Source organism: Micromonospora acroterricola (assembly GCF_003172955.1).
In the GTDB taxonomy this organism is placed as follows: Bacteria; Actinomycetota; Actinomycetes; order Mycobacteriales; family Micromonosporaceae; genus Micromonospora; species Micromonospora acroterricola.
On record NZ_QGKR01000320.1, the window covers coordinates 1 to 11,707 of the forward strand.

The 11,707-nt window shown below is 72.5% G+C and carries 11 protein-coding genes; all 11 read right to left on the bottom strand.

The window, feature by feature from the left end; all coding sequences use genetic code 11:
• Nucleotides 1–2,273 (bottom strand): polyribonucleotide nucleotidyltransferase (locus DKT68_RS27710; RefSeq protein ID WP_109820329.1); only part of this gene is annotated, 2,273 nt, incomplete at its 3' end.
• Between the two features lie 226 nt (nt 2,274–2,499).
• On the bottom strand, nt 2,500–2,769 hold the full coding sequence (rpsO, locus tag DKT68_RS27715) for a 30S ribosomal protein S15 (RefSeq protein WP_074317913.1): 270 nt from the start codon (nt 2,767–2,769) through the stop codon (nt 2,500–2,502).
• A 200-nt stretch (nt 2,770–2,969) separates the two neighbouring features.
• The gene (locus tag DKT68_RS27720; protein ID WP_109820330.1) at nt 2,970–3,899 is read right to left on the bottom strand and encodes a bifunctional riboflavin kinase/FAD synthetase; all 930 of its coding nucleotides are present in this window, start codon (nt 3,897–3,899) and stop codon (nt 2,970–2,972) included.
• Between the two features lie 77 nt (nt 3,900–3,976).
• Nucleotides 3,977–4,861 (bottom strand): tRNA pseudouridine(55) synthase TruB, encoded by an 885-nt coding sequence (gene truB / locus DKT68_RS27725; protein ID WP_109820331.1) that lies wholly within the window; start codon nt 4,859–4,861, stop codon nt 3,977–3,979.
• 79 nt (nt 4,862–4,940) lie between these two features.
• Nucleotides 4,941–6,254 carry an MATE family efflux transporter gene (locus DKT68_RS27730; RefSeq protein WP_109820332.1) on the bottom strand — a complete coding sequence of 438 codons (1,314 nt, stop codon included), beginning with the start codon at nt 6,252–6,254 and terminating at the stop codon, nt 4,941–4,943.
• Nucleotides 6,255–6,823: 569 nt separating this feature from the next.
• Complete coding sequence (locus DKT68_RS27735; RefSeq protein WP_201749215.1) at nt 6,824–7,033, bottom strand: DUF6186 family protein; 210 nt, start codon at nt 7,031–7,033, stop codon at nt 6,824–6,826.
• Nucleotides 7,033–7,440: a hypothetical protein gene (locus DKT68_RS27740; protein WP_109820334.1), complete on the bottom strand. Its 408-nt coding sequence runs from the start codon at nt 7,438–7,440 to the stop codon at nt 7,033–7,035. Before DKT68_RS27740 ends, DKT68_RS27735 begins: the two co-directional genes overlap by 1 nt.
• A gap of 114 nt (nt 7,441–7,554) precedes the next feature.
• Nucleotides 7,555–8,613, bottom strand: a complete 1,059-nt coding sequence (locus DKT68_RS27745; protein WP_109820335.1) for a DHH family phosphoesterase — start codon at nt 8,611–8,613, stop codon at nt 7,555–7,557.
• Complete coding sequence (rbfA, locus tag DKT68_RS27750) at nt 8,610–9,113, bottom strand: 30S ribosome-binding factor RbfA (protein WP_109820336.1); 504 nt, start codon at nt 9,111–9,113, stop codon at nt 8,610–8,612. The genes DKT68_RS27745 and rbfA overlap by 4 nt, the downstream gene beginning before the upstream one ends.
• A gap of 126 nt (nt 9,114–9,239) precedes the next feature.
• Entirely contained in the window at nt 9,240–9,536 is a 297-nt protein-coding gene (locus DKT68_RS27755) for a DUF503 domain-containing protein (RefSeq protein ID WP_109820337.1), read from the bottom strand.
• Nucleotides 9,537–9,626: 90 nt separating this feature from the next.
• Nucleotides 9,627–11,707, bottom strand: a 2,081-nt coding sequence (gene infB / locus DKT68_RS27760) for a translation initiation factor IF-2 (RefSeq protein WP_109820338.1), incomplete at its 5' end; no start/stop codon positions are given.

An 11,707-nucleotide genomic window follows, 5' to 3' on the forward strand; every position in this document is an offset into this window, starting at 1 on the left:
GCGACAGCGCCCCGGTCACGCGGGCCGCGGTCGCCCCGGTCGCGGCTGGCCGGCCGGTCGCCACCGGCGGCCTCACCGGCGGCCGGCGCCTCGGCGCCCTCCGGGCGGACCTTGTCCAGGTAGATCTTGCCGCGGGCGTCGATGTCCGCGATCTCGACCTCGACCCGGTCGCCGACGTTGAGGAAGTCCTCAACGCGCTCGACCCGCTTGCCGTCGCCCACCTTGGAGATGTGCAGCAGGCCGTCGCGGCCCGGCAGCAGCGAGATGAACGCGCCGAACGCGGCGGTCTTGACCACCGTGCCGAGGAACCGCTCGCCCTGCTTGGGCAGCGTCGGGTTGGCGATCCCGTTGATCCGGTCGACGGCCGCCTGGGCCGACGGGCCGTTGGTGGCGCCGACGTAGATCGTGCCGTCGTCCTCGATGGAGATCTCGGCGCCGGTCTCGTCCTGGATCGCGTTGATGGTCTGCCCCTTCGGGCCGATCACCATGCCGATCTTGTCCACCGGGATCTTGACGGTGGTGACCCGCGGCGCGTAGTCCGACATCTCGGCCGGAGCCTCGATCGCGGCCCGCATCACGCCGAGGATGACCTGCCGGGCCTCGTTGGCCTGCTGCAGCGCGGCGGCCAGCACGTCCGACGGGATGCCGTCGAGCTTGGTGTCGAGCTGGAGCGCGGTGACGAACTCCGGCGTGCCGGCGACCTTGAAGTCCATGTCACCGAACGCGTCCTCGGCACCGAGGATGTCGGTCAGCGTCACGTACTCGGTCTTGCCGTCCACCTCGTCCGAGATGAGCCCCATCGCGATGCCGGCGACCGGCGCCTTCAGCGGCACACCGGCGCTGAGCAGGCCCAGCGTCGAGGCGCAGACCGAGCCCATCGAGGTGGAGCCGTTGGAGCCGAGCGCCTCCGAGACCTGCCGGATGGCGTACGGGAACTCCTCGCGCGACGGCAGCACCGGGATCAGCGCCCGCTCGGCGAGCGCGCCGTGGCCGATCTCGCGCCGCTTCGGCGAACCGACCCGGCCGGTCTCACCGGTCGAGTACGGCGGGAAGTTGTAGTTGTGCATGTACCGCTTGCGGTTCTCCGGGGACAGCGTGTCCACCATCTGCTCCATGCGGAGCATGTTGAGCGTGGTGACGCCCAGGATCTGCGTCTCGCCCCGCTCGAACAGCGCCGAACCGTGCACCCGGGGCAGCACGCCGACCTCGGCGGTCAGCGGGCGGATGTCCCGCGGCCCACGGCCGTCCATGCGGACCTGCTCGCGCAGCACGCGGTTGCGCACCTCGGACTTGGTCAGCGACCGGAAGGCGGCGCTGAGCTCCTTCTCCCGACCCTCGAACCGGCCACCCAGTTCCTCGGCGACCCGGGCCTTGACCCGGTCCAGGGCCTCCTCGCGGTCGGCCTTGCCGGCGATGGTGATCGCCTCGGCCACCTCGGTGCGGGCCACCTCGGCGACGGCGTCGTACACGTCGTCCTGGTAGTCCAGGAAGACCGGGAACTCGCTGACCGGCTTGGCGGCGACCTCGGCCAGCTCGCTCTGGGCGCGGCACAGCTCACGGATGGCCGGCTTCGCGGCCTCCAGGCCGCTGGCCACGATCTCCTCGGTGGGGGCGGTGGCCCCGGCCGAGATCAGGGCGACGGCGTTCGGCGTGGCCTCCGCCTCGACCATCATGATCGCGACGTCGCCGTCCGGCAGGGCACGGCCGGCCACGACCATGTCGAAGGTGGCGCGCCCCAGCTCCTCGAGGGTCGGGAACGCGACCCACTGGCCCTCGATGTGCGCGACCCGGGTCGCGCCGATCGGGCCCGAGAACGGCAGGCCGGAGAGCTTGGTCGACATCGAGGCGGCGTTGATGGCCACCACGTCGTACGGGTGCTGCGGGTCGAGCGCGAGGACGGTCTCGACGACCTGGACCTCGTTGCGCAGGCCCTTGACGAACGACGGGCGCAGCGGCCGGTCGATCAGGCGGCAGGTGAGGATCGCGTCCTCGCTGGGCCGGCCCTCACGGCGGAAGAACGAGCCGGGGATCCGGCCCGCGGCGTACATCCGCTCCTCGACGTCGACGGTCAGCGGGAAGAAGTCGAACTGCTCCTTCGGGTGCTTGCCGGCGGTGGTGGCGGAGAGAACGACCGTCTCGCCCAGCTGGGCGACGACGGAACCGGCGGCCTGGCGAGCCAGCCGACCGGTGGAGAAGGTGATCTCACGGGTGCCGAAGGACCCGTTGTCGATCACGGCGGTGCGGGATTCGGTGCCGAGGTTGGTCTCGGTCATGTGCTGTAGTGCTCCTTCGCGTCGTGGGCCCCACGACACGGGGAACTGCTCAGCCGGCCGGTCTTCGATCGAAGCGCCCGGGTGGCCGGCATGATGCCGGGATTCCCGGGGGCCACTACCGGAGACCGGTACGCTGACCGGCTCCCTGTCGGGTGGTCGCGCGGCCCGTGTTCTTCAGGTGGGACGCCGATCGGGGGAGCGGCCGGTCGGCCACTCCCCCGTCACGTCACCGGCGCAGGCCGAGCCGCTCGATGAGCGACCGGTAGCGGGCAATGTCCTTCTTCTGGACGTAGTTGAGCAGCCGACGGCGACGGCCGACCAGCAGCAGCAGCCCACGGCGGCTGTGGTGGTCGTGCTTGTGCACCTTCAGGTGCTCGGTCAGCTCAGCGATCCGCTTGGTGAGGACCGCGACCTGCACCTCCGGCGAACCGGTGTCGCCCTCGGCGGTCGCGTACTCCGCACGGATCGTGGCCTTGGCTTCCTGGTCGAGCGCCATGTTCTCCCTGTTTCAGTGGGTTGATCAAGTGGGCGTCCGTCGTCCCGATGGACCGGGAACGGACCGGCACCTCGCACCCGCGGCGTCGAGCAGGCACGCGAGGCCCCACGCCGGTTACCCGACGTTTCGGCCAGACTACCAGCACTCGCCGGCAGCGCCCGGTGAAGGGGCCAGGCGGGGGCGGCGTCGCCCGGGCGACATCAGCCCAGAGCGTGGCGGGTGCGTTCGACGTCCTGTTCCATCTGGGCGATCAGGGGCTCGATCGAGTCGTACCGGATCTGTCCCCGCAGGTGCGCCACGAACTCCAGCGCCAGCCGCTCACCGTAGAGGTCGCCGTCGAAGTCCAGCGCGTACGCCTCCACCCGCCGCTCCCGGCCGGAGAAGGTCGGGTTGGTGCCCACCGACACCGCCGCCATCAACGGCTCGGACTGCCCACGGCGGATCAGGCGGGCCGCGTACACCCCGTCGGCGGGCACCGCCGCGTACCGGTGGCAGAGCAGGTTGGCGGTGGGGAAGCCCAGCTCCCGGCCGCGCTGGTCGCCGCGGACCACCACGCCCTCCAGGCGGTGCGGACGGCCCAGCGCCGCCGCCGCCGCGCCCACGTCGCCGGCGTCGACGCAGGAGCGGATGTACGTCGAGGAGAAGACCGTGCCGTCCTCGGCGACCAGCGGGCCGCCCTCCACCCCGAAGCCGAAGGTGCGGCCCAGCCGCTCCAGCAGCGTCACGTCGCCGGCGGCCCGGTGCCCGAAGCGGAAGTTGCTGCCGACCACGACCAGCGCCGCGTGCAGGTGCTCGACGAGGACGTCGTGCACGAACTGCTCGGCCGGCAGCCGGGAGAACTCCGGGGTGAACGGCACCACGCAGAGCACGTCCACGCCGAGCGCCTCGATCAGCTCCGCCTTGCGGGCCGGTTCGGTGAGCACCGCCGGGTGCGAGCCGGGGCGGACCACCTCGGCCGGGTGCGGGTCGAAGGTGACCACCACGGACTGCACGCCCAGCTCCCGGGCCCGGGCCACGGTGTGCCCGATCGTCGCCTGGTGCCCCTTGTGCACGCCGTCGAAGACGCCGATGGTGACGACCGAACGCCCCCAACCGCCGGGCGCCGCGTCGTACCCCCGCCACCGCTGCATGCCGCTCCTCCCTGCTGTCCCGCCGGTCGGGCGGGTCGACACCGCCGGCCGCCGGCCGGCGCTCCAGCGCCCCGCCGTCAGGCCGGGGCGAGCACGATCTCCGCGCGGGCCCGCCCGTCCCGCTCGCTGACGATAGCGATCAGGCCACCGGCGGGTCCGAAGACGGCGTACGGCCCGGCGAGGCCCGCCGGGTCCAGCGGCCCACCGTGGGCGAGCACCCGCGCCTCGTCGGGCGTCGCCTCCCGGCGCGGGAAGAACCGGTCGGCCGCCGCGTCCAGCGGCAGGTTGACCACGTCGGGGGCGCGCTGCTCCAGCTCGTCGAGGGTCGCCGCCTCGGCGAGGGTGAAGCCACCCACCGCGGTCCGGCGCAGCGCGGTCAGGTGCCCACCGACCCCGAGCGCCAGGCCGGCGTCGCGGGCGATGGCCCGGATGTACGTGCCGGAGGAGCAGGTCACGTCGATGTCCACGTCCACCACGTCCGGCTCGGTGCGGCGGATCGCCAGCACCTCCAGGCGAGAGATGGTGACCCGCCGCGCCGGCAGCTCGACGCTCTCTCCCTCGCGGACCCGCTTGTACGCCCGCTGCCCGTCGATCTTGATGGCGCTGACCGCGCTCGGCACCTGGTCGACCTCGCCACTCAGCGCGGCCAACGCCGACCGGATCGCCTCGTCGGTGACCTGACCGGCCGGGGTGGTGGCGATGACGTCGCCCTCGGCGTCGTCGGTGACGGTGGCCTGACCGAGCCGGACGGTGCCGGTGTAGCTCTTGCCCGCGCCGATCACGTAGGTCAGCAACCGGGTGGCCCGGCCCACACCGATCACCAGCACGCCGGTGGCCATCGGGTCGAGGGTGCCGCCGTGGCCGACCCGCCGGGTCTTCGCCAGCCGGCGGATCCGCGCCACCACGTCGTGCGACGTCATGCCGCCGGGCTTGTCGACCACGATCAGACCATCGGTGCTCACGTCGCCCAAGCCTGCCAGAAGCCCCCGCCGACGAAGCGTGCGGGCGGCCCCGCCGGACCAGCGGCGTCGGGCGGGGCCCTCACCGGGTCACGCCGACGACCGCCCAACCGCCACTGCGCAGGCGCAGCAGCAGGGCGACCAGCCGGATGACCACGAACAGGGTGAGCCCGGCCCAGATGCCGCCCAGCCCGAGGTCGAGCCCGTACGTCAGCCAGATGGCCGGCAGGAAGCCGCCGAGCGCCGCCACGATCGTGAGGTTGCGCAGGTAACGCACGTCGCCGGCACCGATCAGCACGCCGTCGAGCGCGAACACCACCCCGGCCAGCGGCAGCATGGCCACGAACCACGGCCAGGCCACCATCGCCTGCTCGCGTACCTCCGGGTCGGAGCTGAACCAGGACGGCACGACGCCGGCGCCGGCGGCGACGAGCAGCGCGAAGCCGACGCCGCAGACGCCGCCGAGCAGCCCGATGCGACGGGCCAGCGCCCGGGCGCCCGCCTCGTCACCGGCGCCGAGCGCGGCGCCCACCAGGGACTGCGCGGCGATGGCCAGGGCGTCGAGCACCAGCGCGGTGAAGAACCACAGCTGGAGGGCGATCTGGTGGGCGCCGACGGCGGCGGCGCCGAAGCGGGCGGCGACCGCGGTCGCGGAGAGGAAGCTGGCCTGGAACGCCAGGCCCCGGATCAGCAGGTCGCGGCTGAGCACCAGTTGCTGGCGGATCACCCGGGGCTGGGGCCGTAGCGACACCCGCTCGGCGACCAACGCCGCGGCGAAGAGCCCACCGGCGATCGTCTGGGCGACCACGTTGGCCACCGCCGAACCCACCAGGCCGAGCCCGCCGGGGTAGACCAGCAGCGGGCAGAGCAGCGCGGAGAGCAGGTTGGGGCCGAGCACGAAGAGCAGCGGGCGGCGGGTGTCCTGCACGCCGCGCAGCCAGCCGTTGCCGGCGGCGGCGAGCAGCAGACCGGGGGCGCCGAGGGCCGCGATCCGCAGCCACTGCGCGGCGGCGTCGGCCACCTCGCCGCCACCTCCGGCGAGGGTACGTGCCAGCGCGCCGCCGCCGAACTGCATGCCGATGGCGATCAGCAGCCCCACGCCGAAGGCGAGCCAGGACGACTGGACGCCCTCGGCGACCGCCGCCGGCCGGTCGCCGGCGCCGAAGCGGCGGGCCGAGCGCCCGGTTGTGCCGTACGCGACCACCGTGCCGACCCATGCGGTGAGCGTCATCACCGTTCCGCCGACGGCGAGCGCGGCGAGTGGTACGCGGCCGAGGTGACCGACCACCACCGTGTCGACGAGCACGTAGAGCGGCTCGGCGGCGAGCACCACGAGGGCGGGCAGGGCGAGGCCGGCGATCCGCCGGGGGGACGCGGCAAGCGTGCTGGTGTCCATCGCCGGCGATCCTGTCACGCGCTTGGTAAGGATCGCAAGGATGGCCAGGACTTACCGATGCTGGACGCCGGGGCTATCCGGACGGGCGGCGCGGGATCGGTGCGTGAACGCGAAGCGCGGCGACAACGCCGGCGCGGAACGCGGCCGGTCGGGCGGTGACGCGGTCGACGGGGGCCGTCGGTGGCGTCACCGCCGGACGGGTCGGATCACTGGCGGGTGTCCATCGACGTCTGCAGCGCGCGGCGGGCCTGCTCGCGGGCGTCGTCGGTGGTGGTCTCCGGCTTGGGCTTGTTCGGCATGGTGGCGCTCCTTCCAGGGTGTGAGCCACCGGCACGCGGCGGCACGCACGGGCGGTGGTGCTGAGCGCCCCACGGCGGTCCGGGGTTACCGGAGCAGCCGGCTGGGCAGCGCGAGCCCGGGTCGGTCCGACCCTGGAGGGAGGCGGCGCGAGGTGTGGCGCCACCGCCCATGACCTGCACCGCAACGCGGTGCCGGCCGCCTCCCAAGTTATCGTTCAGGTCCACATACTGCTCACGGTTCCCGCCATCTGGACACCCCCGTGACCCGGCTCAGCGGGCCAGGAAGTGCCAGCCCAGCCACCACCAGAAGCCGAAAAGACCGATCCTGCCCACCGGCACCGGGCCGACCTCGTAGCGCATCACGTACGCGCAGACCTCGCCCAGCGTGGGAATCCGGGAGCCCTCCCGCCGGGCCAACCACTCGACCAGGCCGAAGAGGGCCAGCGCGCCGAGGAAACCGCCGATGGCGAGCGCCCGCATCATCGCCGCACCAGACCCCAGAACGCGGCCAGCCAGGCGAACCACACCGCGGACCGGGTCAGCTGATCTTCCAGCAGAGGGTCGGCCAGCCGGGAGAAGGTGGGGAAGTCGTCGCCCACCGCCAGCACGAAGGTGGCGCCCTCGAAGACACCGAAGACCACCACCGGCAGGGCCCACCAGGCCGCGCCCGACCCCAGCCGGCGCGGAGCCGGCCGGCGGGGCACCCGGTTGCTCAGACCGAGCCAGATCAGCACGCCGCCGGTGCCGAGAGTGTAGAGATTCGCCTCGGTGGAGAAGGACGCGAACCGCCCACCGACGAGCGACAGGCAGACGAGGACCGGAACGGAGACGGCGGGGCGGTCCCAGGCGCGGGGGGCTTCCACGGTGAGGTCGTGCGGCTGCTCCATCCCGCAATTCTTCCCGCTCTCACGGAGCGCGGAAAGACCAACACTCCCCGGAGTTGACCCTGATCTTCGCCACCGGCGGAGGGCGGCGGCGGGCACGCGGCGAAGCGGGCCCGATCAGCCGCCCGGGCGGATCAGCGCCGCGTCCAGCTCGCCGCGGATCGCCCCGACCACCTGCTCGACGCTGCCCCGGCCCGTGAACCCGGCCGCGAACCGGTGGCCGCCGCCGCCCAGCGCGACCGCCACCCGGCTGACGTCGACCGCGCCCTTGCTGCGCATCGACACCGCCCACTCGCCGGGCGTGGTCTGCTTCAGCACGCAGCTCACGTCCGCCTCGGCGGTGCACCGCACCGAGTCGATCAACGCCTCCAGCACGTACGGCCGCTGGTCGTGCCGGGCCAGGTCGTCCAGGGTGGCGAACGTCCACACGAGCCCCCGGCCGTCGGCCTCGGCCGGCTCCAGCCGCGCCCGGCCCAGCACCTCGCCGAAGAGACGGACCGCACCGAAGGGACGGGTGTCGAAGACCCGTCGCGAGATGTCACCGGGCGAGATGCCGGTGGCCAGCAGCCGGGCGGCCAACTGGTGCACCGCCGGGGTGGTCGCCTCGAACCGGAACGAGCCCGTGTCCGTCGTCAGCGCCACGTAGAAGCACTCGGCGATCGCCCGGTCCGGTGCCACACCCAGGCGGGACAGCAACTGCTCGGCCACCACCGAGGTCGCCGCGGCGGCCGGATCGACCAGATTCACCGTGCCGAAGCCGCTGTTGGAGGCGTGGTGGTCGAGCACCAGGGCCGCGCCGGCGGACGACAACCGACCGACCAGCTCGCCGAGGCGCGACTCGCCCGCCGCGTCGAAACAGATCACCAGGGCCGGCTCGGGGTCCGCGGCGCTCGCCGGGACCAGCAGGTCCAGCCCGGGCAGCCCGCGGAACGGCTCGGGCACCTCCGGCGGCCCCGGAAAGGTCGCCTGCAGGTGGCGTACGCCGAGCTGGCGCAGGCCCAGGCCGAAGCCGAGCATGCTGCCCAGCGCGTCGCCGTCCGGGTTGACGTGGCAGATCAGCAACACCCGGCCGGTCGGTGGCACGGCGCGCACCAGCGCCTCGGCCGCCGCCCAGTCCGCCTCGGTGGGGCCGGCGCCGACCGCCGTGCCGAGCTGGGCGCCGGCGGTGCCGGTCACCGCGCTTCCCCACCCCGGGGGTTGTCCGTGACGTCGCTGGCCTCGCCGGCGGCCTCGGCCGTCTCGTCGGCCTCGTCCGTCTCGTCGTCGACCCGGTACGGCTGTGCCTCGCCCGCGTACTCCGCCTGGGCGGCGAGCCGCTGCACCTCGGCGTCGGCGTTGCGGGCCGCGGCGAGCAGGTCGTCGATGTGCTTGACCTGGTCCTGCACGTCGTCTAGGACGAAGGTGAGGGTGGGCGAGTGCCGCAGCCCGAGCGCCTTGCCGACGGTGCTGCGCAGCAGCCCCTTGGCGCTCTCCAGCGCCGCCGCCGTGTCCGACTGGGCCACCGCGTCACCGAGCACCGTGTAGAAGACCGTCGCGTCGCGCAGGTCGGCGGTGATCCGGGCGTCGGTGATGGTGATCATGCCGAGCCGCGGGTCCTTGATCTGGCTCCGCACCACCGACGCGACCAGCTCACGCACCCGTTCCGCGTGCCGACGTACCTTGGCCGGATCAGACATCTCGCCACCTCCACGGCGTCCTGCTCCCGGCCGACCTGACGACCCGGGGGCCGCCGGCCGACCGGCCAACATCTCGAACATTACCTTCGCGACCGGCCGGGTCGCCCGGCACAGCCGGCACCCTGGTCAGTCGTCGTCCGCGCCGTACAACCGGCGGCGGACCGACAGCAGCTCGGCCTCCGGGCGGCCGGCCACCAGGCGTTCGCAGGAGTCCAGCACCTCGCGGACGTGCGCCGCCTCGGCGGCCACCACGGCCACCGCAATCTGCGCTCGACCGTGCAGGTCGAGCGCTCCCACCTCGGCGGCCGACACCTCGAAGCGGCGCAGCGCCGCCACGATCGGCCGTACATATGATCTCTTGGCCTTGAGCGACCTGGAGTCGCCCGGCAGCAGCAGGTCGAAGACCGCGGTTCCGGTGAACATCGCCCCGGACGATACCCGCTACCGGCCCCGCATGATCAAGGGGTTTACGCCCAGCGGCGTAAACCCCTCGATAAGTGCGTCACCGCAGGATCAGGCGCGAACCTTTTCCCGCATCTCGAAGGTCTCGATGATGTCGCCGACCTGGACGTTGTTGTAACCACCCAGGGTCAGACCACACTCGAAGCCCTCGCGGACCTCCGTGGCGTCGTCCTTGAACCGCTTCAGCGAGCTGATCGTGAGGTTGTCCGCCACGACCGCGCCATCGCGGAGCAGGCGTGCCTTGGCGTTACGCCGCAGGACACCCGACCGGACGATGCAGCCGGAGATGTTGCCGATCTTGGACGAGCGGAAGACGTCGCGGATCTCCGCGCTGCCCAGCTCGACCTCCTCGTACTCCGGCTTGAGCAGGCCCTTGAGCGCCGCCTCGATCTCCTCGATGGCCTGGTAGATCACCGTGTAGTACCGGATCTCCACGCCCTCGCGGTCGGCCATCTCACGGACCTTGTTCGAGGCCCGCACGTTGAAGCCGATGATCGTGACCGGCTCGGACGAGGCGCTCGCGAGCATGACGTTGCTCTCGGTGATCGCGCCGACGCCCCGGTCGAGGACCTTGAGCTGGACCTCCTCGGGGATGTCGAGGTTGAACAGCGCGTCCTCCAAGGCCTCCACCGAACCGGAGACATCGCCCTTGAGGATGAGGTTGAGCGACGTCTTCTCGCCCTCCTTGAGCTGCTCCATGAGCGTCTCGAGGGTGGCCCGACCGCGGGAGTTGGCGAAGGACGCCGCCCGCCGCCGTGCCTGGCGCTGCTCGGCGATCTGCCGCACCGTACGGTCGTCCGCCGCGGCGAGGAACGTGTCACCCGCGCCGGGAGGCGCGGTCAGACCCAGGACCATGACCGGACGCGCCGGACCGGCCTCGGTGAGCTGGTTGCCGTTCTCGTCGAGCATCGCCCGGACCCGGCCGTGCGCCCCACCGGCGACGATCGAGTCGCCCGCCCGCAGGGTGCCCTTCTGCACCAGCACCGTCGCCACCGCACCGCGGCCCTTGTCCAGGTGCGCCTCGATGGCGACACCCTGCGCCGGCCCGTCGATCGGAGCGGTCAGCTCCAGCGACGCATCGGCGGTCAGCAGGACGGCCTCGAGGAGCTCCTCGATGCCGATGCCCGGCTTGGCGGCCACGTTGACGAACATGGTCTCGCCGCCGTACTCCTCGGCGACCAGGCCGTACTCGGTCAGCTGCTGGCGAACCTTGTCCGGGTTGGCGTCCGGCTTGTCGACCTTGTTGACCGCGACCACGATCGGCACGTCGGCCGCCTTGGCGTGGTTCAACGCCTCGATCGTCTGTGGCATGACACCATCGTCGGCCGCGACGACCAGGATCACGATGTCCGTGACCTGGGCACCACGGGCACGCATGGCGGTGAACGCCTCGTGACCCGGGGTGTCGATGAAGGTGACCGCCCGGTCCTCGCCCTCGTGCGGGACGTGGACCTGGTAGGCGCCGATGTGCTGGGTGATGCCACCCGCCTCGCCGGCCACGACGTTCGCCTTGCGGATCGCGTCGAGCAGCTTGGTCTTACCGTGGTCGACGTGACCCATGACGGTCACGACCGGCGCACGGCTGACCAGACGCTCCTCGGCCACCTCCGCGTCGAGGTCGATGTTGAACTGCGCGAGCAGCTCGCGGTCCTCGTCCTCCGGGCTGACGATCTGCACGTCGAAGCCGAGGTGCTCACCCAGCAGCTGCAGGGTCTCGTCAGAGCAGGACTGGGTCGCGGTGACCATCTCGCCCAGGTTGAACATCTCCTGGACCAGCGAACCGGGGTTGGCGTTGATCCGGTCGGCGAAGTCCGAGAGCGAGGCGCCACGGGAGAGCCGGACGGCCTGACCCTGACCCCGGGGAGCACCCGAGCTCATGGTCGGAGCCGACAGGTTGTCGAACTCCTGTCTGCGCTGCTTCTTGGACTTGCGGCCACGGGTCGGCCGACCACCCGGACGCCCGAAGGCACCCGCGGCGCCGCCGCCACGACCACGACCGCCACCACCGGGACGACCACCGCCGCCGGCCGGGGCACCCGGGCGGAAACCGCCACCGGGAGCACCGCCGCCGCCGCCGGGACCGCCACGGTAGCCACCGCCCTGCCTCTTATACACATCTGACGCTGCCGACG